The sequence below is a fragment of the Streptomyces sp. NPDC002790 genome, assembly GCF_040295505.1.
In the GTDB taxonomy this organism is placed as follows: Bacteria; Actinomycetota; Actinomycetes; order Streptomycetales; family Streptomycetaceae; genus Streptomyces.
On sequence record NZ_JBEOVM010000059.1, the window covers coordinates 1 to 23,499 of the forward strand.

The 23,499-nt window shown below is 70.7% G+C and carries 22 protein-coding genes; 10 read left to right on the plus strand and 12 right to left on the minus strand.

The features are described 5' to 3' along the window. Positions 1-323: 323 nt before the first annotated feature. The 4 genes from ABT004_RS23530 to ABT004_RS23545 form a co-directional block, all read right to left on the minus strand. The gene (locus tag ABT004_RS23530; RefSeq protein ID WP_351340206.1) at positions 324-1,109 is read right to left on the minus strand and encodes a hypothetical protein; all 786 of its coding nucleotides are present in this window, start codon (positions 1,107-1,109) and stop codon (positions 324-326) included. A 174-nt stretch (positions 1,110-1,283) separates the two neighbouring features. Beyond that, positions 1,284-2,138, minus strand: coding sequence for a M23 family metallopeptidase (locus tag ABT004_RS23535; RefSeq protein ID WP_351340208.1), 855 nt, complete (start codon positions 2,136-2,138; stop codon positions 1,284-1,286). 24 nt (positions 2,139-2,162) lie between these two features. After that, positions 2,163-2,669 carry an ArsR/SmtB family transcription factor gene (locus ABT004_RS23540; protein WP_351340210.1) on the minus strand — a complete coding sequence of 169 codons (507 nt, stop codon included), beginning with the start codon at positions 2,667-2,669 and terminating at the stop codon, positions 2,163-2,165. A 76-nt stretch (positions 2,670-2,745) separates the two neighbouring features. After that, on the minus strand, positions 2,746-3,858 hold the full coding sequence (locus ABT004_RS23545; RefSeq protein ID WP_351340213.1) for a serine hydrolase domain-containing protein: 1,113 nt from the start codon (positions 3,856-3,858) through the stop codon (positions 2,746-2,748). A 132-nt stretch (positions 3,859-3,990) separates the two neighbouring features. On the opposite strand from ABT004_RS23545, the gene ABT004_RS23550 reads away from it, so the two are divergent. Next, on the plus strand, positions 3,991-4,773 hold the full coding sequence (locus ABT004_RS23550; RefSeq protein ID WP_351340215.1) for a MerR family transcriptional regulator: 783 nt from the start codon (positions 3,991-3,993) through the stop codon (positions 4,771-4,773). A 248-nt stretch (positions 4,774-5,021) separates the two neighbouring features. Then, entirely contained in the window at positions 5,022-6,494 is a 1,473-nt protein-coding gene (locus ABT004_RS23555; protein ID WP_351340218.1) for a DHA2 family efflux MFS transporter permease subunit, read from the plus strand. Between the two features lie 50 nt (positions 6,495-6,544). Here ABT004_RS23555 and ABT004_RS23560 read toward each other — a convergent pair whose 3' ends face one another. After that, a complete protein-coding gene (locus ABT004_RS23560; RefSeq protein WP_351340220.1) occupies positions 6,545-6,886 on the minus strand; it encodes a DUF4333 domain-containing protein in 342 nt (113 codons plus the stop codon). Between the two features lie 155 nt (positions 6,887-7,041). After that, a complete protein-coding gene (locus ABT004_RS23565; protein ID WP_351340223.1) occupies positions 7,042-7,302 on the minus strand; it encodes a hypothetical protein in 261 nt (86 codons plus the stop codon). Positions 7,303-7,412: 110 nt separating this feature from the next. Between ABT004_RS23565 and ABT004_RS23570 the strand changes: the two genes are divergently transcribed. Then, positions 7,413-8,027 carry a TetR/AcrR family transcriptional regulator gene (locus ABT004_RS23570; RefSeq protein WP_351340225.1) on the plus strand — a complete coding sequence of 205 codons (615 nt, stop codon included), beginning with the start codon at positions 7,413-7,415 and terminating at the stop codon, positions 8,025-8,027. Positions 8,028-8,074: 47 nt separating this feature from the next. Here the strand turns inward: ABT004_RS23570 and ABT004_RS23575 are convergent, their stop codons facing one another. Continuing rightward, complete coding sequence (locus ABT004_RS23575) at positions 8,075-9,328, minus strand: PucR family transcriptional regulator (RefSeq protein WP_351340228.1); 1,254 nt, start codon at positions 9,326-9,328, stop codon at positions 8,075-8,077. Between the two features lie 253 nt (positions 9,329-9,581). Between ABT004_RS23575 and ABT004_RS23580 the strand changes: the two genes are divergently transcribed. Both ABT004_RS23580 and ABT004_RS23585 read left to right on the plus strand, forming a co-directional pair. Further along, positions 9,582-11,270 (plus strand): amidohydrolase, encoded by a 1,689-nt coding sequence (locus ABT004_RS23580; protein WP_351340231.1) that lies wholly within the window; start codon positions 9,582-9,584, stop codon positions 11,268-11,270. A 20-nt stretch (positions 11,271-11,290) separates the two neighbouring features. Then, on the plus strand, positions 11,291-12,631 hold the full coding sequence (locus ABT004_RS23585) for an MFS transporter (RefSeq protein ID WP_351340234.1): 1,341 nt from the start codon (positions 11,291-11,293) through the stop codon (positions 12,629-12,631). A gap of 27 nt (positions 12,632-12,658) precedes the next feature. Here ABT004_RS23585 and ABT004_RS23590 read toward each other — a convergent pair whose 3' ends face one another. Continuing rightward, entirely contained in the window at positions 12,659-14,014 is a 1,356-nt protein-coding gene (locus ABT004_RS23590; RefSeq protein ID WP_351340237.1) for a helix-turn-helix domain-containing protein, read from the minus strand. Between the two features lie 202 nt (positions 14,015-14,216). Between ABT004_RS23590 and ABT004_RS23595 the strand changes: the two genes are divergently transcribed. Continuing rightward, positions 14,217-14,954 carry a DUF4232 domain-containing protein gene (locus ABT004_RS23595; protein WP_351340240.1) on the plus strand — a complete coding sequence of 246 codons (738 nt, stop codon included), beginning with the start codon at positions 14,217-14,219 and terminating at the stop codon, positions 14,952-14,954. Between the two features lie 108 nt (positions 14,955-15,062). Next, positions 15,063-15,830: a FadR/GntR family transcriptional regulator gene (locus ABT004_RS23600; protein ID WP_451193412.1), complete on the plus strand. Its 768-nt coding sequence runs from the start codon at positions 15,063-15,065 to the stop codon at positions 15,828-15,830. 12 nt (positions 15,831-15,842) lie between these two features. Here the strand turns inward: ABT004_RS23600 and ABT004_RS23605 are convergent, their stop codons facing one another. Next, on the minus strand, positions 15,843-17,513 hold the full coding sequence (locus ABT004_RS23605) for an L-lactate permease (protein WP_351340244.1): 1,671 nt from the start codon (positions 17,511-17,513) through the stop codon (positions 15,843-15,845). A 284-nt stretch (positions 17,514-17,797) separates the two neighbouring features. On the opposite strand from ABT004_RS23605, the gene ABT004_RS23610 reads away from it, so the two are divergent. Genes ABT004_RS23610 through ABT004_RS23620 form a run of 3 tightly spaced genes read left to right on the plus strand, consistent with a single transcriptional unit; the run spans position 17,798 to position 20,774 of the window. Then, positions 17,798-18,583: a (Fe-S)-binding protein gene (locus ABT004_RS23610; protein ID WP_351340247.1), complete on the plus strand. Its 786-nt coding sequence runs from the start codon at positions 17,798-17,800 to the stop codon at positions 18,581-18,583. Beyond that, a complete protein-coding gene (locus ABT004_RS23615; RefSeq protein ID WP_351340250.1) occupies positions 18,580-20,124 on the plus strand; it encodes a LutB/LldF family L-lactate oxidation iron-sulfur protein in 1,545 nt (514 codons plus the stop codon). The genes ABT004_RS23610 and ABT004_RS23615 overlap by 4 nt, the downstream gene beginning before the upstream one ends. After that, positions 20,121-20,774, plus strand: coding sequence for a LutC/YkgG family protein (locus tag ABT004_RS23620; RefSeq protein ID WP_351340252.1), 654 nt, complete (start codon positions 20,121-20,123; stop codon positions 20,772-20,774). The genes ABT004_RS23615 and ABT004_RS23620 overlap by 4 nt, the downstream gene beginning before the upstream one ends. 48 nt (positions 20,775-20,822) lie before the next feature. Here the strand turns inward: ABT004_RS23620 and ABT004_RS23625 are convergent, their stop codons facing one another. From ABT004_RS23625 to ABT004_RS23635, 3 genes are read right to left on the minus strand one after another with little or no spacing between them, the layout of a single operon-like run. Beyond that, positions 20,823-22,025, minus strand: coding sequence for an NAD(P)/FAD-dependent oxidoreductase (locus ABT004_RS23625; RefSeq protein WP_351340255.1), 1,203 nt, complete (start codon positions 22,023-22,025; stop codon positions 20,823-20,825). After that, a complete protein-coding gene (locus ABT004_RS23630; protein ID WP_351340257.1) occupies positions 22,022-22,219 on the minus strand; it encodes a ferredoxin in 198 nt (65 codons plus the stop codon). Before ABT004_RS23630 ends, ABT004_RS23625 begins: the two co-directional genes overlap by 4 nt. Before the next feature lie 11 nt (positions 22,220-22,230). Next, on the minus strand, positions 22,231-23,454 hold the full coding sequence (locus ABT004_RS23635) for a cytochrome P450 (protein ID WP_351340260.1): 1,224 nt from the start codon (positions 23,452-23,454) through the stop codon (positions 22,231-22,233). Positions 23,455-23,499: the final 45 nt, after the last annotated feature.

Below are 23,499 nucleotides of genomic sequence, written 5' to 3' on the forward strand. Positions count from 1 at the left end.
GTCAACGTGCGCAACCGCGCACGCTCGGCGTGGGCATTCGTCACCATGCCCGTCCCCTCACCGGCACGCAGCCGCTGAGGAGAGATGCGACCCGTAACCGCCCTGTCGTAGGGGGCAGTCGGGAGCGCGACAAGGTGTGAACGAACCGAGCCGTACAAGCTCGGCCGTTCACGGCCGAGAAGGTGACCAGCTACTCCGAAGCCGCGACGCTCGAATGGCGCGGCTATGCCACCGTCTCCGCCGTGGCGACGCTCCGAGCCAACGACCGGTGAGCAAGTTCCTTCAGGAAGACCCTGGTTGCCCTGGTCGCCCAGTCAGTTGCCTTAGTTGTGCTCCTCGTCGATGGTGACGGCGGTGCCGTTGTCGAGATCGACGACCACCCGCACGCCGCCCTTCTTCGCCGCGGCCTCGAGCTCGTCCTCGGTGCAGGGCTTGTTGTCGCCGTTCTCGCCGCAGATCCAGCCGTTGCCGTTGATGGTCGTGTCGGTGGCGGTGAAGAAGGAAGTGGTGTTGCCGTCGTTGTCGAGGGTGTACTTGCCCGGGGCCAGGTAGCCGAGTTCCCCGGAGCTGAGCTTGCTCGGCTTGTCGGTGTCCGAGCCGCCACCGCTGCTGGAGTGGTCCTCGACGATGCTGACGGCTATGCCGTTCTTGATCTTCACCGTGGCGGAGACGCCCTTCTTGGAGGCGGCCTCGAGCTCCTGCTCGCTGCACGGTGTGGCGGCCTGGCCCTCGGCGTCGCCGCAGATGACACCGGCACCCTGGATGTCGGTGTCGGTCGAGGTGAAGAAGGCCTGCTTGGTGTCCTTCTGGTCGGAGACGGTGTACTTGCCGGGCGCCAGGTAGGAGACGTTGCCGAACCAGGTGCCGCTCACACCCTTGCCCTTGGACGCGCTGCCCGAGCCGCTGCCGGCCTGCGACTCCGCGTTGCCCGCGGAAGCCGAACCGGTGTCGCCGCCCTTGTCCTTCGTGTCCGACGCCGCGTTCGACGACTCGGAACCGCCCGACGCGGCGCTGTCGTCCGCGCCTCCCTGGCAGGCCGTGAGCAGCGTGGTCGTGGCCATCAGGGCGGCGGCGGTGAGGACGGCCTTGCGGCGGTGGTTGCGGAGCATGATGTGGTTCCCCCGTTGTTGTACGGATGTGCGGATGGTCGATCGGCCGGGCTGTGTGCCCTTCGCTGATCTTGAGCTTGCCTGATCGGATGTGTTCGGGGGAAGCGCAGTTACGAGGTGATGACGATCTCGGCGTGTCCCTGAGACACCGGGCCGACCGACACCGCGGCCTCGTCAGGCGTGGTGGGACGGTTCCGTGGCCGAGGTGCGCTCGCCGACGGTGAAGGCCGTACCGGCGGCGGGCACTCCGACCTCGTGCCAGCTGAACGGGATGCCGCGCGCGGTCTCCAGGTCCGGCCCGTCCATCAGCTGGAAGTGCAGATGCGGCTGCGTGGAGTTGCCGGAGTTGCCGCAACGGCCGAGCAGTTGGCCGGCGACGACCTTGTCGCCCGCCCGGACGTCCAGCGAGCCCCGTTGGACGTGTCCGTACACGGCGTACGTCGCTTCGCCCAGGTCGAGGACGATGTGGTTGCCCACGACCCGGCGGCTCCCGCCGAGCGTGCGGAAGACACCCTCGATGAGCCAGAAGTACAGCACTCCTGCGAGGGAGCTACGGCTGAGGTGGTCACGCTGGCCGTCCTCGGCGTGCACGACGGTGGCATCGGCGACCGCGTACAGCGGTGCCCCGAAGGCGGGGTAGTCCCGGTTGCGGTGGGCGACCGGCCAGAACCACACGGGGGCGGGACGAGCGGGCCCCTCCGCCGGCTCCGCCGCGATGTCGATGGCGTAGGTCTGGGCGAGGTGGTGCGTTCCGTGGCTCGGCACCTTGTCCGCGGGGCTGTTGACGGCCGACCAGCGGCCGGTGACCGGGGGTGCGACCTCCACCGGCGCCGGCGGCCGGGTCTCGATTCGATGCCGGGCGGAGCGCGAGGTCACCAGGCCGATGCCGATCGCGCCGAGTGCGGGCAGCCAACTCACCCAGTAGTTGTAGGGAAGTTCCATGAAGAATCTGACGACGATCTGGGCGAAGAAGACCAGCCACAGCGCGTATTGGATCCTGGCGGCGACCTTGCGTCGGTCTACGGACATGGTTCCCCCTCGTACGAAAAGTGGTCAGGTCACGGGGCGCGCGGCGGTGAGTGCCACCAGCAGCGGCACCGCTCGGCCCACAGGCACTTCGTAGCGGCCGCGCTCCGGAGTGTGGAGCCAGCCCGCACCGGTGAGTTGGCGCAGGTGGTGGTAGATCTGGCCGGTCGTGCCGATGTCCTCGAGCGACGCCAGTTCGGCGGCGGTGCGCAGGCCGCCGAGGATCTCCCGCAGCAGCCTCAGCCGCACCGGGTGGCCGAGCGCGGCGAACGACTCGGCCACCTCTGACCAGTCGTCGTCGAACAGCGTCTGGGTGAGCACGCCGTACTGCCACTCGTAGCGGTGCCCCGTCGGCACACGTACCGCCCCGGTGAACAGGACGGCTCCGTCCGTGTCCTGCGTCACCGGGTGACGCTCCTTCAGCGCGTCGAGGGCCCACAACTCGCCCTCTCCCACGACCGGCGCAGCAGGGGTCACGCTCTCCAACTGCGCCAGGCGTCGCTCGAGCTCGGAGACACGCTCTTCCAGATCCATGGCACGAGATTACGTAATTATGTAATCCCGTGCAAGCCGTATCGTGCCGCGCACGGTCCTGGCCCCCTGCGCGGGCTCAGCTGCCGAACACCGCCTGGGCGAGCCGCTCCTGCGCCTTCATGAAGGGTTCCGCCAGGGTCATTTCCGCGTCGTCCACGTAGTTGAGCGCGGCGGTCAGGGTCCTGCTGCCGTCGGCCGTGCTGTACATCAGGGCCGCGTGGCCGCTGTGGCCGCCGTTGTGGAACAGGAGAGTGTCGCCGCCGGGGCCGGTCTGCTGTACGCGCAGGCCGAGCCCGAAACCGCTCTCCGGGTGCGGCGTGCTCATCTCGGCGAGGAGCGGTGCGGGCAGCAACTCGCCGCGGGCCAGTGCGGAGATGAAGGTGTGCAGGTCCTCGGTGGTGGAGATCATGTCGCCGCCGGCATCGACCCAGGACGGGTTCTGTCGGGTGACGTCGACCGTGTGCGGCCGGCCGGAGTCCTCGTACCGGTAGTAGGCGTGGGCGTACGGCTCGGGGATGTCCTGCGAGGTGCCCGGCACCACCGTGCCCGTCAGGCCGAGCGGCTTCAGGATCCGCTCTTGTGTCACCTCGGCGCACGGGCGGCCGGTGACGTTCTCGACCAGCAGCCTGGCCAGCACGTAGTTGGTGTTGGAGTAGCTCCAGCCCGCCCCCGGCTCGAACCGCGGCGGCTTCGACAGCGACAGCCGGGCCAGGTCCCGCGGGCGGTACGTGTCGAATCGCTTGTCCACCCATTCCTTGCCCGCGATGGTCGAGGGGATCCCGGGGACCACGGTCCCGTCCTCGGAGAACTCGCCGGTGTGGTTGAACACCCCGCTGGTGTGCTGCAGCAGCATGCGCGCCGTGATGCGGTGGTCGAGGTCGAACTCGGGGAGGTGGTCGACGGCCGGTGCGTCGAGGTCGACCTTGCCCTCGGCCACCAGTTGCAGCACCAGCGTCGCGGTGAAGGTCTTGGTGTTGCTGCCGATGCGGACGTGCCCGTCCGCCGGGGGCTTGTCGTCGCCGCCCAGCTCGGCCGCACCGGCGGAGGCGCTCCACGTGCCCCGCTCGTCGTGCACCCGCAGCTGCACTCCGGTGATTCCGGAATCGACGATCTCCTGGAGGAGGCCGCGCAGGTGCGGTCGGCCCGGCTGGGCGGGGGAGTCGGCTGTGGTGCGCGGGGGCTGGCTCATGGTCGTCTCCTACGTGTGACGTGGTCTCCGGAGCCGTTTCCGAAGTGGTAGTACGGCGAGCCTGGTGCCTGCCCTAAGGTCAAGGTCAAGGTCAAGGTCAAGTGCGAGTCTTGACGGGGGAGTTGGGGACGGATGCGTGCCAAGGGTGGGCTCACCATCGGTCAGGCGGCGGCCTACGCCGGAGTCACGATCAAGACCGTGCGCCACTATCACCGGCTGGGACTTGTCGCCGAGCCGGAGCGGGACACGTCGGGCTACCGGCGCTACGGCTCGGCCGAACTGCTCCGGCTGGTCCAGGCGCGGACCCTGGCCGGGGCCGGAGTGCCGCTCGCCGAGGTCGGCGAACTGCTCGACGCGGGCACCGAGCGGTTCGCCGCCGCCCTGGACGACGTTCACTGCCGGCTCACCGACCAGATCGAGGACCTGGTCGCGCGCCGCGACACGCTGCACCGGATCGCCCACGGGGACAGGGCCCTGCTGCCCGACCGGGCGTGCGCGGCCCTTGACCGTATGGCCGAACTCGGCTTCAAGCCCGAGTACGTGGCCACGCAGCGAGAGGCGCTGGTGCTGACACGCGCGGTGGTCCCGGAGATGTTCGACGCCTTCCTGACCCGGCTCGAGCGCCTCCTGGACGATCCCGGGCACGTCGAGCTGACCAAGCGTGCCTGGGACGCGACTTCCTGGCCGCCCGACGACCCACGGCTCGACGAACTCGCGTCCGCGCTCGCCGAGAAGGTGCTGACCGACCGCGCGCTGCTGGCGGCGGGGACCGGACTTCAGGGCCGATCAGACGGCGCGGCCCGGTACGAACTGGTCAACCACCACCGGGAGGACGACGCGCCCGCCCTCGCCCGGCTGAACGCGTTGGTCGAAGCGCGGCTGCACGCGGCCGGTGTTGACTTCCCGCAGCGGTAGAGCGGTAGAGCGGTAGAGCGGTAGAGCGGTAGAGCGGTAGAGCGGTAGGGCGGTAGGGCGGTAGGCGGGCGTCGACCTGTGATGACCGTCATACCTGGAATGCGGTGCTACGACGGGGCGTTGGAGGGTTGAGTGCGCGCTGTATGTGCGCGCATTCTCCTGCCGGGCCACTCAGGGCGCTCATCAGGGCGCTCAACGCCACCGCCTGGCCCATGACTTCTACCGACTCTTGCGAGGTACACCCCCACATGAGCCAGCCAACAAACGTCGAGCGCGTGGACGCGCCCGACGACGGCGGCAGTTCGGCCGCCCCGCCCGCGGGCGGGCCTCAGGCGCGCGCAGGCGTCCTGATCGCGGTCCTCGTCGCCTCCGCGTTCGTGATGATCCTCAACGAGACGATCCTGAGCGTCGCCCTGCGTGACCTCACCGTCGACCTCGGGGTCTCCACGACGACGGTGCAGTGGCTCACCAGCGGCTTCCTGCTGACGATGGCCGTGGTCATCCCGATCACCGGCTTCCTTCTCGAGCGCTTCTCCGCGCGCCGGATCTTCCTGGCCTCGCTGACGGCGTTCAGCACTGGCACCCTGATCAGCGCCCTTGCGCCCGGCTTCGGCGTGCTGCTCACCGGGCGCGTGGTGCAGGCCTTCGGCACCGCCGTCATGATCCCGATGCTGATGACGACGGTGATGCGCCTGGTCCCCGCTGAGCGCCGCGGGGCGATGATGGGCACCATCACGATCGTCATCGCGGTCGCCCCGGCCATCGGCCCGACGGTGGGCGGCGCGGTGCTGTCCTCGCTGAGCTGGCGCTGGATGTTCTGGATCGTTCTGCCGCTGTCACTGACGGCTCTGGTGATCGGCGCGATATGGCTGCGCCTGGACAGTGAGACCCGAAAGGTGCCGCTGGACGTGCTGTCGGTGGTGCTCTCCGCCATCGGCTTCGGCGGCGTCCTCTACGGCCTCGCGTCCATCGGTGAGTCCGGCGGCGGGGAGCACACCATCGCGCCGTGGATGCCGATCGTCGCGGGTGTCCTGTCCCTCACCGTGTTCGTCCTGCGCCAACTGCGCCTGCAGCGCCAGGACCGCGCCCTGTTGGATCTGCGTCCGCTGGCGAACCCCACCTTCTCCGTGGCCCTGTTGCTGTCCGCGCTGCTGTTCATGTGCATGCTGGGCGCGGCCGCGATTCTGCTCCCGCTCTACCTCCAGACGGTGATGGGGACGACCACGTTCGTCAGCGGCCTCGCCGTCCTCCCCGGCGGCCTGCTCCTCGGTCTCCTCGGCCGCCCCGTGGGCCGGCTCTACGACCGTGTCGGCGCCCGTCCGTTGGTGATCCCGGGCGCGGCCGCGCTGGCGGCCTCGCTGTGGCTGTTCTCGCTGCTCGGCGCGGACTCCTCGCTGGTGGCGGTCATCGGCATGCACCTGCTGCTGATGGGCGGACTCGGCCTGATGATGACCCCGTTGATGACGGCGTCCCTGAGCGCGCTCCCGGACCACCTGCACTCCCACGGCAGTGCGATCCTCGCGACGATGCAGCAGGTCGCGGGTGCGTGCGGTACGGCGGTCTTCGTCACGGTGGCGTCCCTGGCATCCGAGGCCGCGTCCGGTGCGCCCGACGCGAGTGGCCTGAGCGCGGCGTTCATCCTCGCGGGCGTCATCGGCCTTGTGGCGTTCGCGACCTCACTGTTCTTCGGCCGTGGCACGCGCTCTTCCGGGCGCCCGTAGCCGAATCGGGGGGGCGGGGGCCGGGCTGGGAGTGACCCCATCCGTGGGGTTCAGGACGCGCCCCCCGCCGCAGCGTCGTCGACCTTGAAGTCCATGTTGACCTTGTCGCCGTCGACCGACTTCGCGGTGACCGTCATGCCCAGCTTCCCCCCGCCGTCGGTGAGTTCGCAGCGGACGGTCGCGCCCACTTCGGCCTTGAGGTCGTCCTCGCAGGTGATGTCGTCGGGCTCCCGGCCGATCTGCTTGCCCAGGGCCGTCGAGGCCTGCTTGGCGACCTCGTCCTTGCTCACACTCTTCGATCCCACGCTCGCCGAACAACCCGCCGCGAAGGCCACCGCCAACAGCGCCCCTGCTGCTCGTACGGCGATCCGTCGCTGAGTCGACTGCTGCATGGAGGCTCCTCTTGGGTCAAAGACTGGTCACGTCAAGCTCCGGGACGCGCAAGGTCGCCCCGTGGTTCCGGCCGCAATCTTTGCCCACGATGTCTTCACGATCGCAGTCTTCACGATCGCAGTGACGTCGCCCACCTGACTCTGCCGCCGGCCCCTCACGCGCGACGATCCGCTCGCCTCCGTGCGAAGTGGCTACGCGCCGCCACGCCCAGCAGTGCCGCGCCCGCCAAGCCGATCAGGAGCGCCGTCCACTCGGGCAGATGGGCGGCCCGTAGAAGGCCCGCGACACCAAAGCTCGTATTCCACCCCGCCTCGGTGGCCGCGGAGCCGAAGCCCTGAACCACCAGGATGGCGCCGAACAGCCACAACAACCCTTCACCTGAGCTGCGGTTCGACCTCTGGACCTGCTTCGTCATGGTGAGTTCCCCGTCTCCAGCGTCGACGCATCGTTGTGATGCGCTCGCATCACATCGTGCAGTGAAGTCGGATATGATGCAAGTGCATCGGAACAGGGAAGGGGAAGGCCGTGCCCAAGCAGGTCGACTACGAGGAGCGGCGCCGACGCATCGCGGAAGCGGTTTGCGCCCTGATCGCGTCTTCTGGCATGGAGGCTGTCAGCCTCCGTGACGTCGCTGCCCAGGCCCAGGTGTCCATGGGTGCCGTTCAGCGGTGCTTCCGCACCAAGCAGGACATGCTGCTCTTCGCCCTGGAACACATCACCCAACATGTCAGCGAACGCGCCGGCCGGCGCATCGCCGTCACCTCCACGCCCCAAGCCGCCTCGACCCTGCTCTCTCACACCCTGGCCGAACTCGCCCTGCTGGACGAGGAGTCGAGGACGCAGGCTCGCGTCTGGCTGGCCTTTGTCGCCCGAGCGCCCGCCAGCGAAGAGCTGGCCGCGGTACTGCACGAGACCTACGCCAAGCTCCACGACCTCGTCGTGTGGCTCATCCGCTACGGCCAGGACACGCAGGAAGTACGCCGGAACCTCGACCCCGACCTCGAGGCGCGAACACTCCTCGCCCTGGCCGACGGACTCACGGCCCACGTCCTGGCGGGCCACCACACCTCGACCGCGGCGCTGGCCATCCTCCAACACCACGTCGATCGCCTGCTCGAAGCCCCGCCCGCAGGCGGCTGACCCGGTGCAGTCGGACGCACCGGGCCATCAGGGGGTCACGGGAAGTGTCACGTGGTCTGTGCCTCGGCGCGCAGAGCGAAGAGGATCGTGGCCGCGTCCGCGGGGCGCGTGGGGCGGTAGCCGGTGAGGGTCTCGAAGCGGGTGAGGCGGTTCAGGATCGTGTTGCGGTGGCAGTACAGCTCGCGGGCCGCGGCGCTCGCCGAACCCGTGTCGCAGTAGGTGGTGACCGCCTCGACAAGGCGCTCACGCTCGTGCGGCGCCAGGTCGGTGAGACCGGCCAGCACCGTACGGGCCAGGACGGCGGCCGTGGGGCCGAGGCGGGCGACGGCCACCGGCATCCACACGTCCGCGAGGGCGACCGGCCCCGCGGCGTCAGGGGTCAACACCGAAGCGATGGCCTCGGTGATGCGCACGGTGTCGGGGATCCGCGCGAGACCCTGCGCCGTCGGGCCGAACGCGCACGCCACGTCCTCGAGCCACCGCGGGGGCCTGCCGTCCGCGCCGGGCGGCAGCGCGCTGATCAGGACGAGCATGCCGTGGTGCTGCTGCAGATGCGTGCCGCGGTCACCGAGGTGGGCGTCGACGGCCTCCCGTAGTCGGACCTGGGACTCGGGCGGCGCGATGGCGACCGTGAAGTCGTCGGTGGCCTCCACCTGGAGCAGCGTCGCGGCCTGCGCGAGAAGCTGCGGGTCGCGGCCGTCCGACGACAGGAGCCGTCCGATCAGCGTGGCCCGTTCCCGCGCGCGCTCGCGGTCCATCACGGCGATCTCGTCGACGTAGGCGGCATGGGTGTGGACCGCGTGGTACTCGACGGCCTCCCACACCCGCACCGCGCTCCGGGTCAGGTCGGGCAGACCGGCGGTGGGTGTGCGCTCCAGGAACTCGGTCCACAGCACCCGGAAGTCCGTGCGGATCGCCTGCATCAGCGCGTCCAGCGGCACGCCCTGGTGGGCGCGGCGGCGGCCCAACTGTTCGGAGGCGGCCAGCAGCTCCGGCGAGGTGGGCAGGTCCGCGATGATGCGCAGCAGGAGTTCGTAGCAGGTGCGGCCGATCCGCGTCAGCTCCGCCCGGTCGACGGCGCTCCGGTAGCCGTCGAACTGCGAGATCTCGTCGACGTAGCGCTCGACGAGGCGGTCCAGGTCGAGGAGGCAGTCGCGGACGAGGGCGTGCAGCGCCCGGGTCACCGGCTCGGACGCCCCGCGCTCCCGAGCCGCCTCCGCGGGTGCGGGCGGGGAGACGGCGGGGTCCGCGGCCGGCGGGTCCGTGGCCTTCTCCGCCCCCGCGGCGGTTCGCTTGTGCATCTGCCCATTATGGCGTCGTGAACCGTGAGCGGTCCACCACTGTTCGTAGCGCTGTTCACCAGGCATTCTGCTGATTGAGAGCGGAGCGCGCTCACCAAGGCCCCGGAAGTTCACTGGCCATTGCCCAATCGAAAGGGGCGGCGGCCCGGACCGGGCGCCGGCCACCGTGGGCCGCCGACCGCTCCTCTGCTTCGTCCGTGTTCGCCCGCCGCCGGCCCCCGCTCGTCCGGCCGCACCACCAGGCCTGAGGCTCATGATCGATCTGAAACTCACCAACGCCCGCATCCGTACCGTCGACGGCCGACGGCCCACCGCCCACACGCTCGGCGTGCTGAACGGCCGGATCGTCGGCCTGGACGACGACGTCGCACACCTCCCGGCGCGCACCACCGTGGACCTCCACGGCGCGACCGTCGTGCCCGGCTTCGCCGACGCGCACAACCACATGGCGTGGTTCGGACAGACCCTCGACGAGCTCGACCTGTCCGGCGCCGCCACCCTGGAAGCCCTCTACGACATGGTCGCGGCCCGCGCCGCCACCCTGCCCGCCGACGCGTGGCTGGTCGGCGCCGGATACGACGACACCGTGATGGGCGGACACCCGCACCGCGGCGCCCTCGACCGGGCCGCGGGCGGGCGCCCGGTGTGGCTCAAGCACCGGTCCGGCCACATGTGCGTGGTCAGCAGCGCCGTGCTCGACCGGGTGGGCGTGCTCGACGGCAGCGTGCGCGAGTCGGACGGCGGTGTCGTCGTCCGCGATGCCGACGGCAGCCCCACCGGACTGCTCCAGGAGCGCGCGCAGCACCTGGTCACCTCGCTCACCCTGCCGGTCTCCGTGGCGGGCCTCGCCGACGCGATCTCCAAGGCAGCCTCCGTGTACACGGCCGAGGGCCTCACCCACGTCACCGAGGCGGGCATTGGCCAGGGGCTCATCGGGCGCAGCCCCGTCGAGGCGGCCGCTTACCAACTCGCCCGCGAACGCGGCACGTTGCCGGTCCGCGTCGAGATGATGGTCGCCGGTGACAACCTCCACGCGCTCGCCGCGCACGAGTCCGACGGCATCACCAAGGGCATCGACCTCGGCCTGCGCACCGGCTTCGGCGACGACCGGCTGCGGATCGGCCCGGTGAAGCTGTGGCTCGACGGCTCCCTGATCGGCCGCACCGCCGCCGTCACCGAACCGCTGTGCGGGCACGGCCACCACGGCGTGTACCAGGACAGCCCCGACGACATGCGCGACCTGATGGTCGCCGCGCACCGGGCCGGCTGGCGGGTCGCCGCACACGCCATCGGCGACGAGGCCATCGACCTCGCCCTCGACGCCTTCGCCCGCGCGCAGGAGGCGCTGCCGAGGCCGGACGCCCGCCACCGCATCGAGCACTCCGGAGTCGTCCGCCCCGACCAGCTCGGCCGCTACGCCGAACTCGGCGTCATCCCCGTTCCGCAGCCGCACTTCCTGTACGCGGTCGGCGACACGATGGCCGAGGCGCTGGGTCCCGAGCGGATCGGCTGGCTGTACCGGCACCGTTCCTTCCTGGAGCACGGGCTGCGGGTGCCCGGCAGTTCGGACCGGCCGGTGGCCGCCGGCGCGCCGCTGCTCGGTATGCAGTCGATGGTCCAACGGCTCAGCCGCGACGGCCTGTTGCTCGCCGGTGACGAGCGGGCCACCGCCGAACAGGCGCTGCGCGCCTACACCCTGGACGCCGCGTACGCGAGCCACGAGGAGGACCGCCGCGGCAGCCTCACGCCCGGAAAGTACGCCGACTTCGTGGTGCTGTCCGACGACCCGGTCGCGGTCGACCCGTCCCGGATCGGGGCCGTCGAGGTCCTCGCCACCTTCGTCGAGGGTGCCTGCGTCCACGGAGCCGACTCTTTGAACGGCCTCGGCCCCGTGACCGGCGCCAGTGCCGACCTTCCCGTCCCCGCGCGGCCCAGCGCGTGACACCGCACAAGGAGCACCCCATGACGCAACTCGACCGCACGCGGGCCGAGGCGGACCAGGCGCCACCGGACGGGACCGGCCCCGTCGTCACCGGACAGGCGGCCGGACGCGTGGCCTTCGCCGCCTTCGTCGGCACGGCGCTGGAGTGGTACGACTACTTCCTCTTCGGCACCGCCGCCGCGATCGTCTTCGACAGCCAGTTCTTCTCGTCGCTCGACCCGGCGACCGCGACGCTCGCCGCATTCGGCACCTTCGGCGTCGGCTTCGCCGCCCGGCCCATCGGCGCCGTCCTGTTCGGCTGGCTCGGCGACCGGATGGGACGCCGCCCGGCCCTGCTCATCACCGTGATCAGCATCGGCATCGCGACCGGTGTCATCGGCCTGCTCCCCGGCTACGCGACCATCGGCCTCGCCGCACCGCTGCTCCTGGTCTTCCTCCGGCTGCTGCAGGGCGTCGCCGTCGGCGGCGAGTGGGGCGGCGCCGTCACACTCGCCGTGGAACACGCGCCGCCCGAGAAGCGCGGCCGGTACGCGGCGCTGCCGCAGATCGGCTCGCCCGTCGGCACGTTGATGTCCTCCGGCGCCTTCGCGCTGGTGCTGATGATGCCGGACGACATCTTCAACTCGTGGGGCTGGCGCCTGCCGTTCCTGTTCGCCTTCCCGCTGACCGCGCTCGCCTACTTCATCCGCCGCAAGGTCGAGGAGTCCCCGCTCTTCGATGAGCTGCTCCGCAAGGACCAGCGCGCCAAGGTACCGGCCGTCGAGGTGTTCCGTACGGCCTGGGGACGCCTCCTCGTGGCGATCTCCTCCGCCCTGCTCGGCGTCGGCGGCTTCTACCTGCTGACCACATTCGTCATCAGCTACGGCACCGGAACCCTCGGTCTGCCGAAGGGCCTTGTGGTCAACGCGACGCTCGTCGCGGCCGTGGTGGAGATCTTCGTCATCATGGCGATGGGCAGGGTGTCCGAGCGGATCGGCGCGGGCCGCGTGACCCTCTGGGGCGGCGTCGCCTCCGCGGTGTGCGCCTTCCCGGTGTACTGGCTCATCGACACCGGCAACCACTTCGCGGTGATCCTCGCCGTGGCGCTCGGCATCGCGCTCCTCGCGGTGACCTACGCCGTCTCGGGTGCCCTGCTGACCGAACTGTTCCCCGCGCATCTGCGCTACAGCGGGGTGGCCCTGGCCTACAACATCGCCGGTGCGGTGACGGGCTTCCTGCCCATGATCGCCACGGCTCTGCTGAACGCGGCCGGCGGTTCGGTGTCCTGGCCGGCCGCGGCGCTCCTCGCCGTGATCTCGCTGCTCACCGCGCTGGGCGGCCTGTTGGGCGCACGACTGCGCGTGCGCGACAACGTGCAGTAAGGACCAACACCTCGCCCCGTACGCCCCCTACGGCTGCTCCTCCCGCTTGATCCACTCGCTGCCGCCCAGCGGGTAGTCGTAGCCGGGGCGGCCGGAGTTGGCGCTCGTACGGAAGGCGCTGCCGGAGTTGTCGATGCGTACGGTGCCGTGGCGTGAGCCGCTCGACCAGTCCAGGGTCAGCTCCCAGCGGACGTCGTGCGCCGTGCTGTGCGCGTTCACGTAGAAGACCTCCGGGTCGGACTCGCTGACCTTGTACGGGAAGTCGCGCTGGCCGTTCTTGACGGTGACGGTGGGGCTGCCGTTGTCGAGGTCGATGTCGAACGACTTGGTCCAGACGCCGCCACCGCAGCCGACACCCATCGAGTAGTCGTTCCAGGCGAGCGGCGCCGCCTTGCCGACGACGCGTACGTGCAGATCCTCCAGGACCACCGTGTCGCTGCCCGTGCCCTGCACGGTGAGCGCGACGCGCTGCTCCCCGGAGGAGACCGCCCCGTACGCGTTCGCCCAGCGCACCGCGTCCTGCTCGGTCGCGGGCGGGCCGACCTGCTCCGGTTCGCTGTCGACCAGGAAGTGCTGGCTGCACGGGCTTTCGTAGACGTACGGGCGGGTGGCCACGTGGAGCGGGGTGGTGGCGCTGCCGGAGCCTGCGACCTTGGAACCGCCGGGCGCGGTGGACTTGCCGGGCCCCGTGGTGGTGGACGCGGAGGCGCCGTCCGCCGGCTTGTCGCCCTTCTTCTTGGCGCTCGCGGACGGCGAGGCCGACCGTGATGTGTGCGGGGTGCCGCCGTCGGTCGCGGCGGCGGTGGCACCGGCGGCCTGCTGCCGGTCGGCCGAGTCGCCGCGTCCGCCGGTGGACGGCAGGTTCACGGCGAGGACGACGGCCCCGAGCACGGCGGCCGCGGCCACGGCGGCGATGAGAGCGGTGCGGTTGCGTCGGCGCCCCGCGGGCTCGGCCACGGAGTCGGCCACGGACTCGACCAGGGGAGCGCCCGGGGGCTCGACCGCGAGGGCCGGCTCAAGCTCGGGAGTCGCTGGTGCGGCTGATGCTGCCGGCGCGGCCGGAGTCGCTGGTGCGGCAGACGCTGCCGGCGTGACCGGTCCCGCCCCTTGTTCCCCCTTACGCCCCCGGCCCGCGTCCGCCAGGATCCACCGGCGGTGCAGGTCGACCAGTTCCTGCGGCGTCGCCTTGCAGACCCGGGCGAGACGCTCGACCGGCGCGTAGTCGTTCGGTACAGCCGTGCCGTTGCAGTAACGGTGCAACGTCGACGTGCTCATGTGCAGCCGCTTGGCGAGCACCCCGTAGCTGAGTCCCGAACGGTCCTTCAGCTCTCGCAGCGACGACGCGAATTCGTCCGCCGCGCCGGCCCCCGGCCTCGTCCCCATATCCCCTGACACCCGTTCCTCCATCCCCCCCCCGCGTCCCATCCACGCATTCCAGGGGAAGCGTATTTCCCCAGGTCAGAGCCCATTTCGGCGTTCCAGTGTCCCCAATTCCCCGGCTGGCGTGGCAGTTGGGACGGATCACCCCACAAGCTGCAGTCATCCAAGCACCACAGCCAGCAAGACACCGAAAGGGCGCACTCATATGTCCAGCATCCGGAACTCCCGCACCCGTCTGATGACCGCCGCCGCGACCGTCGCACTCGCCGCACTCTCCCTGACCGCGTGCAACGACGGAACGGGCGTCAACGACGAGGGCGCGTCCGCCCCTTCCTCCTCCACCGCGTCGCCCACCGCCTCTGAGGGGCCCGCAGGCGACAACAGCGGCACCGGCGACAGTGGCACCGACCCCAGCGGATCCGGCGACAGCGACGGCGAGCCCGCCACGGAGGCCCCCGCCTCGAAGGACGCGGCGGCGACCCAGGCCCCCGCCGACTCCAAGGGCTCCGCCTCCACCAAGCTGGTCACCTGCACGGACACCAACACCAAGACGGTCGCGGCGCCGGTGAACCGCCCCGTCAACCACATGCTGCTCACCGTCACCAACACCGGCAGTACCGGCTGCTACCTCTACGGCTACCCGGCCGTGCAGTTCGGCGAGGCCCAGTCCGTGCCGCCGGTCATCGAGGACTCGCAGCCGCAGGCGGTCGTCACGTTGTCCCCCGGCGAGTCCGGCTACTCGGCCGTGAACCTGTCCTCCGCCGACGGTGGCGGCGAGGGCGGCCACACGGAGAAGAGCATCGCCGTCAACTTCCAGGGCCGTTCCGGCAAGGGGTCCGTGGGCACCTCGCACCCGGCTCTGCCCGCCAAGGGCGCCTACGTCGACAGCACCATCACGGTCACGTACTGGCAGCAGAACATGGACGACGCGCTCACCTGGTGACGGACGAACGTCGTCGAATCCGGCAGATGCGACTCAATGGTCGGACCTTACGCCAGTTGTGCCATAGTGAGGTTCCGATACAGCGAGCGGGTTGGGGAGGTGCCGACAGTGGCGGAATGGCGTCCGGTCAGGCAGTCGCGGACACATGAGCTCGTCCTGGAGAGCATCGAGGAGCAGGTGCTCGCCGGTGAGCTCAAGGCCGGCGACCGGCTCCCGCCCGAGCGTGAGCTGGCCCCGGTGCTCGGGGTCAGCCGGTCGGCGCTGCGCGAGGCGCTCCGGGTCATGGAGACCATCGGCGTCCTGGTGGCCACCGTGGGGCGCGGCCCGGATGCGGGCGCCCGCATCGTGCAGAACCCGGACGACGCTCTGGGCAGGCTGCTGCGACTGCACGTCGCGCTCGGCAGCTACAGCCTGGAGGATGTGATGGAGGCCCGGGTGACCTTGGAGCGCTCCAGCTTCGAGGCGGCTGCTCGTTCCGCGTACGAGGAACAACTGGCCGAAGCGGCGCAGATCCTGGAGCGGATGCGCGAACCGGGCCTGACCGTCGGCGAGTTCAACGACCTGGACACGCAGTTCCACGTCCACATCGCCCGCATCTCGGGCAACGACCTGATCTCGACGCTGACTTCCGCCGTGCGGGAGTCGGTGCGGACGCTGATCCTCAAGGCCGAAGAGGCCACCGGCGAGGACTGGCCGAGCACGGCCCGCGCGCTCAACGAGCAGCACACCGAACTACTGCGGCTGGTCCGGGCCGGCGAGGGCGGCCGCGCCGCCGACCTCGTCGAGGAACACATCCGCGGTTTCCACGGCACGCTCGTCGAGGGCGGCGGCCCGGCCGATCCGCGGTCCAGGCCCCGGGCCAAGAAGCGTTCCTAGGGCCGGGCAACGTTACGGCAGCATCCAGGACAGCGCCGGCAGCGACTGCAGGTAGACGAGGACGCACAGGACGGCCAGCATGCCGAGGCTGTAGCCGGCGACCTTGCGCAGCAGGATGCGCTCGCTGCCGGGTTGGCCGACGGCGGTCGCGGCGATCGTCAGGTTCTGCGGGCTGACCAGCTTGCCGACCACGCCGCCGGAGGTGTTCGCGGCGACGAGCAGCGTCGGGTCGATGCCGGCCTTCTGACCCGCGGTCTGCTGGAGTGTCGCGAAGAGCGCGTTGGCCGAGGTGTCCGAGCCGGTGACGGCGGTGCCGAGCCAGCCGAGACAGGGCGACAGGAGTGCGAAGGCGCCGCCGGCCGCGGCCAGCCAGGTGCCGATGGCCACGGTCTGACCGGACTGGTTCATGACGTAGGACAGGGACAGCACGGTCGCGACGGTGGCGATGGCGACGCGCATGTTCGTCACCGTGCGGCCCGCCGCGCGCAGCGCCATCCACCCCGTCATCGGGTACTGCCTGCTGCGTGTGACGCGGTAGATCAGGGTGACGAGCAGGCCGGAGAGGATCAGCAGGGTGCCGGGGTTGCCGAGCACCTCCAGCTTGTAGACCGCGCTGCCGGCCGGGGTGCCGTCGGGCGCGAGGAGTTCGCCGTAGAGGCCGGGCCACTGGAGTTCGATGTTCCAGTGGGCAAGGGCGGCGGGCACGTCGACGCCGCCCACCTTCAGCTTGGCGAGCGCGAAGATCACGATGACGAGCAGGTACGGCAGCACGGCGAGGGTGACGCGGCGCGGGGTGAGCCGCTCGGCCTCGACCCGGGAACGCTGGTCGTCGGGGGTGGCGGGCTTCCAGAAGCGGAGCATGAGCACGGCAGCGGCGAAGCCCGCGAGCGCGGCGACGACATCGGTCAGCTCGTACGCGAAGTGGCTTGAGCACCAGAACTGCGCGACGCCGAAGACGGCTCCGGTGACCACGGCGATCGGCCACAACTGGCGCACGCCGCGCCACCCGTCGACGAGGAAGAGCAGCAGCGTCGGGACGAACAGGGCGAGCAGCGGGCTCTGCCGGCCCACAACGGCGGCGACCTCGTCGGCAGGGATGCCCGTCAGGTTGCCGGCCGTGGTGATCGGGATGGCCATCGCGCCGAAGGCGACGGGTGCGGTGTTCGCGACGAGGACCGTGACGGCGGCGCGCAGCGGCGGCAGGCCGAGCGCCATCAGCATCGCCGAGGTGATGGCGATGGGGGCGCCGAACCCGGCGAGCGCCTCGAGGAGGCCGCCGAAGCAGAACGCGATGAGCATGGCCTGGACCCTCAGGTCCCCGCGGCCGACCGCGCTGAAGGAGCGCCGCAGGTCCTCGAAGCGGTTGCTGACGACGGTGAGTTCGTAGAACCAGATGGCCGCGACCACGATGAGCATCACCGGGAAGAGGCCGAAGACGGCGCCCTGCGTGGCGGACAGCAGGCCGAGGTCGACGGGCATGCCCATGCCGAACACGGCGACGAGCAGCGCGGTGAGCAGGGCGCCGAGCGCGGACTGCAGTGCGGGCCGCTTGGCGACCATGAGCAGGACGAAGAACGCGGCCAGCGGGACGAGGCCGAGGAGTGCGGTGCCGGCGAGACTGCCGCCGACGGCGTGCACGTCCGGGGTGAAGGCGGCGAGGACCGCCGGGGATGCTGAGGCCACGAAAAGTACTCCTCGTCGAGTTCCGGACCATGCGGGCTCAGGGGTTCGCGCCCACGGGGCGCGGTGGGGAACGGTCGCGGCTGCCGCCTACTGACCGTTCGGGTGCCGGCCGCTCCGGGCGGCGGGCGCGTCCAGTAGCGCACTCGGTAACACCCGATGTCAATGAGGTCCGACCAAATAGATGTCCTTCCCATACGGAGGGTGGCGCCTGGCCGGAGTTTGGAGCGACAGTAGTATGGTCGGACCGTAAATCGGATCGCGAGACTAGATCGTGGAGGTCCCCCTTGCGTATCGGACTCTTCGCCACGTGCTTGGGAGACACCCTCTTCCCTGACGCGGTCAAGGCCACGGCCGTCCTGCTCAGCAGGCTCGGTCACGAACTGGTGTTCCCGCCGGACCAGACCTGCTGCGGGCAGATGCACGTGAACACCGGGTACCAGCGCGAGCCCCTGCCCCTGGTGCGGAACTTCGCCGAGCAGTTCGGCGACGCCTCGATCGACGCCGTCGTGATGCCCTCCGGGTCCTGCGCCGGATCGGTGCGCCACCAGCACGAGATCGTCGCCGAGCGGTACGGGGACGCGGCGCTGCGCTCGGGGGTCGCGCAGGTCAAGGCGAAGACGTACGAGCTGTCCGAACTGCTCGTCGACGTGCTCGGCGCCGTGGACGTCGGCGCGTACTTCCCGCACCGGGTGACCTACCACCCCACCTGCCACTCGCTGCGCATGCTGCGCGTCGGCGACAAGCCGCTGCAACTGCTGCGCGCCGTCGACGAGATCGACCTCGTGGAGCTGCCGGAGGCCGACTCCTGCTGCGGCTTCGGAGGCACGTTCGCCGTGAAGAACGCGGACACGTCCAGCGCGATGCTCGAGGACAAGCTCACCAACGTGCGCGACACAGGGGCCGACGTGTGCACGGCCGGTGACGCCTCCTGCCTGATGCACATCGGCGGCGGCCTGTCCCGGATCCGCTCCGGCACCCGAACGCTGCACCTCGCGCAGATCCTCGCCGCCACCCGCACCACCCCGCACACCGTGGACGCCCCGGGCGCCCTGACGGAGGCCGCCCGATGAGCAACACCTTCCTCGGCATGCCCTCCGCCCCGCCGCGCGCCCCGTACGGGGCGGGGAACCTGCGCGGCGACCAGAAGTTCCCGAAGGCCGCCCACACCGAGCTGCAGAACGAACAGTTGCGCGGCAACCTACACAGGGCCACACACACCATCCGCACCAAGCGGCTCGCGGTCACCGCCGAGCTGCCCGACTGGGAGCAGCTCAGGACGGCCGGCTCCGCGATCAAGACGGACACGATGAACCGCCTCCCCGAGCTGCTGGAGCAGTTGGAGGAGCGGGTCACCGCGGCAGGCGGCACCGTCCACTGGGCGCGGGACGCGGTCGAGGCGAACGAGATCGTGACCCGGCTCGTGGAGGCGACGAAGAGCAAGGAGGTCATCAAGGTCAAGTCGATGGCCACCCAGGAGATCGGGCTCAACGAGCACCTGGAGGAGCGCGGGATCCAGGCCCACGAGACCGATCTGGCCGAGCTCATCGTGCAGTTGGCACACGACAAGCCCTCGCACATCCTGGTGCCGGCGATCCACCGCAACCGCGACGAGATCCGCGAGATCTTCCTCGACGGCATCCCCGGAGTCGATCCGGGGCTCGACTCCGTACCGGAGCATCTGGCGGCCGCCGCGCGGGCCTATCTGCGCGAGAAGTTCATGACGACGAAGGTCGCCGTCTCCGGGGCCAACTTCGGCATCGCCGAGACCGGCACCCTGTCGGTCGTCGAGTCCGAGGGCAACGGGCGGATGTGTCTGACCCTGCCGGAGACCCTGATCACGGTCATGGGCATCGAGAAGGTGCTGCCCCGCTACCGCGACCTGGAGGTCTTCTTCCAGCTGCTGCCGCGTTCCTCCACCGGTGAACGGATGAACCCGTACACGTCGTTGTGGACCGGTGTCACGCCGGGCGACGGGCCGCAGGACTTCCACCTCGTGCTGCTGGACAATGGTCGGACCGCTGCGCTCGCGGACTCCGTCGGCCGTGAGGCCCTCAACTGCATTCGCTGCTCGGCCTGTCTGAACGTCTGCCCGGTGTACGAACGGGCCGGCGGGCACGCGTACGGGTCGACGTACCCGGGGCCGATCGGGGCGGTGCTCACCCCGCAGCTGGCGGGTATGCACGAGGCGAAGGACGACCCCAACTCCTCGCTGCCGTACGCCTCCAGCCTGTGCGGGGCCTGTTTCGACGCCTGCCCCGTGAAGATCGACATCCCTTCGCTCCTCGTCGAGCTGCGCCACCAGAACACCGAGCGCTCGGGGACGACGGCCGAGAAGCTGGCGATGAAGGCGGCCGCCGCGGTGATGTCCCGGCCGAAGGTGTACGCGGGCGCGCAGAAGGCCGCCGGGCTGGGCCGGGTGATCGCCGGGAAGGACCGGAAGATCACACACCTGCCGCCGCCGTTCGACGGCTGGAGCGCGACCCGGGACACCCCCGCGCCGCCGAAGCAGACCTTCCGCTCGTGGCTGGCCTCCGCCGAGGGCGAGGACACGCTGCGCCGGGCCGCCGCCGAGGGCGCGGCAGCCGCCGAGAACCCCGAGGAACAGCGATGACGACGACCCCCGGCACCGAGGCCGACGCCCGAACGACCGTGCTCGGCCGGGTCCGTGACGCTCTGACCCTCGCACCGAAGCCCGACGTGACCGTGGAACGGTCCTACCACACCGGGCGCACGCTGCCCGACGCGCAGCGGCTCGACCTGTTCGTCGACCGACTCGTCGACTACAAGGCCACGGTGGTCACCTGTACCGCCGACGAGACGTCCGCCACGATCGCACGGGTGCTCGCAGGACGCGGGGCCCGCACGGTGGGTGTGCCGGCGGGCCTGGATCCGTCCTGGCTCGGCGCGTTCGACGGCACGGTACGCGAGGACACCGCGGACGTGCCGGCGCCGCGACTCGACGCCCTGGACGGTGTGGTGACATCGTCCGCGGTGAGCTGCGCGGAGACCGGCACGATCTTCCTCGACGCCTCCCCTGGACAGGGCCGCCGTGCGCTGTCCCTCGTGCCCGACCTCCACGTCTGTGTCGTCGACCTGTCGACCGTGGAGGTCGGTGTGCCCGAGGCCCTGGCGCGGCTGGTCCCGGAGCGCCCGACGACCATGATCAGCGGCCCGTCGGCGACCTCCGACATCGAGCTGGAGCGCGTGGAGGGCGTGCACGGGCCACGCACCCTGGACGTGGTGATCCGCACCGACGCGTGAGGTCCCGCCGGGGGGTGCTGGAAGCACTCCCCGGCGGCGGCCGTGCGCTCAGCCGGACGTGGACGCGGTGGCGGGTGCCGGGTTGGTGAGCAGCTCGCGGCGCAGGCGAAGGACCTGCTTCGGGGCGTTCCAGCCGAGGACGGCGGACACCCGCCCGTCCGCCCGGTCCCGGTAGACGCCGGTGAAGCGATCGTGGTCCGTGTCGACCTCATGGGTCTCGAACTCCGTCTCGGGTGTGATGAGCCCGTGGACGACGATCTTGTGCGGCCCCTGGTCGGTCCAGAAGAAGGGCAACCACTCCAACTCCCGCTGCTCCTCCAGCAGATCCGCCGCGACCACGCGGGCCTGGTCACCCGCGTGCATCCGGTGTTCCAGGCGCAGGTGCCGACCGCGCTGCGGGTGGTACCAGGCCGCGACGTCACCGCAGGCGTGCACACCCGGCGCGGCGCGGCCGACGGCGTCGCACCGGACGCCGTCGGACAGGTCGAGCCCTGTGGTGGTGAGCCAGTCGACGTCCGGCGTCGAGCCGATCGCGACGAGGACCGTCCCGGCGGTGAGCCGCGTGCCGTCGTCGAGCAGGACCTCGAGGCCGTCACCGAGGGGGAGTTGGCCGTCGTGGTGGACCTTCTCGACGGTCGCCCCGGTGACGATCGTGGCACCGGCCGCGGTGAGCCGTTCCCCGGCGAGGGTGCCGACGTGGTCGCCGAGCCCCGGCAGCACGGTGGGTGTCGGGGTCACCAGCGTGACGTCGCACCCCAGACTCAGCGCCGTCCACGCCGTCTCCGTACCCAGGAACCCGCCGCCCACCACGACCAGCCGCTGTCCCGGACGCAGCCGCCCGGCCAGGGCCTGCGCGTCGTCGAGGGTCTTGAGTGTCACCGCCCCGGAGAGCTCCGCCGTATCCGGCAGGGTGCGTGGCGTGACGCCGGTGGCGACGACCAGGTCGGTGTAGCGCACTACTGTTCCGTCGTTCAGGGTGACCGTGCGTGCCACGAGATCCGCGGCGACGGCCCGGCGCCCCCGGTGCTCGGTGACATCGAGCCGTTCCAGAGCGTCGGGTGCTGCCAGCCGGAGCTGCTCGGCCCCTGCCTCGCCCTTGAGGAAACGCTTGGACAGGGGCGGCCGGTCGTACGGCGGGTGGTCCTCCGCGCCGACGAGGGTGAGGGCATCGTCGTAACCCAGGCGTCGCAGTTCCTCCGCCACGGAAAGACCGGCGGCGCCGGCGCCGACGATGACGATGTGCCGGCTCACTGGCCGTCCCACAGGATCGCCGCGGCCGGGCAGATCCGGCCGGCCTCCTCGACGCGGGGACGTTCCTGCTCCGGCGTCTCCTCGGAGAGGAGAACGGCGACGCCGTCCTCGTCACGCTGGTCGAACACATCGGGGGCGACCAGGACACACTGGCCCGCTCCGACACACTTGTCTTCGTCAATGGTGATATTCATCTGAGGTCCTCCTACCAGGCGACGGGGAACGAGCTGAGGCCGTGCACACGGCCGTTCGCTTTGACGTCGTACGGGCGCGAAGCGTCGGCCGCGCGCAGTGTGGGCACCCGCGTGAACAGGGTGCGGAACGTCAACTGCAGTTCCAGGCGGGCCAGCGCCTGGCCGAGGCACTGGTGTGTGCCGTGACTGAACGCGAGGTGTCCGCGCGCCTGGCGCCGCACGTCGAAGACATCCGGATCGTCGTAGGCGGCCGCGTCCCGGTTCGCCGAGGGGAGGGAGATCAGCACGCCGTCCCCGGCGCGGATGGGGCAGCCGCCGACCGTGATGTCCTCCGTGACGGCGAACTGCCGGGGGTGATGGGCGACGGACAGGTAGCGAAGCGTTTCCTCGACCGCCTCGGCCTGCGCCGCCTCGTCCCCGGCGAGGAACAGGTCCCGCTGTTCGGGATGGCGCAGGAACAGTGCCGTACCGAGGCCGATCATGTTGCCGGTGGTTTCGAAGCCCGCGACGAGGAGCGTCATGGCGATGGTGATCAGTTCCGGCCTGTCGATGGTGCCGGGCACCAGCAGATCCCGGGTCAGCTGCGTCAGCACGTCGTCACCGTCGGCGTCGCGAAGCTTCTCGTCCACCAACGCGTCGAGATACGCGGCCAGTTCACCCAGGGCGGTACGTACGTCGGCCGGGTCGGCGTGACCGGCCAGCGCACGGGTGGCGGCGTCCCGGAAGAAGGTGTGATCGGCGTACGGCACGCCCAGCAGCAGGCAGATGACCCGGGCCGGGATGGGCTGAGCCACCAGCTCGATCAGGTCGGCGGACGGGCCTGCCCGCAGCAGGTCGTCGACTGCCTCGTCGACCGTCCGCTGGATGTCCTCGCGCAGGGCGTTGACGCGCTTGACCGTGAAGTGTCGCGCCAGGCGGCGGCGTTGGACCAGGTGGTCGGGGTCGTCGGTGCGGATCAGGCTCTCCGTCCCGTCGTCCCGCTGCTGGACGTCACTGGGACTGAACAGGGGGAATCCCGGGTGGTCGAGCCGGGCGGAGACGCTCGGGCTGGACAAGACGGCCTTGGCGTCTTCGTAGCGAGTGATCAACCGCGGCTGGGCCCCTTCCAGGGCCTGGGCCCGCGGCAGACCCTGAGCGGCGCGAAGTTCGGCGAACTCGGCCGGCGGGCTGAACGGGCAGGCGCGCTCGGTTGGATAGGTGACGGCGGGCTGTCCTGCGGACAGGTCTGCGCTCACGCATTACTCCAATGCTCATGTGTGGGGGAGAGCAGGGCACCACTT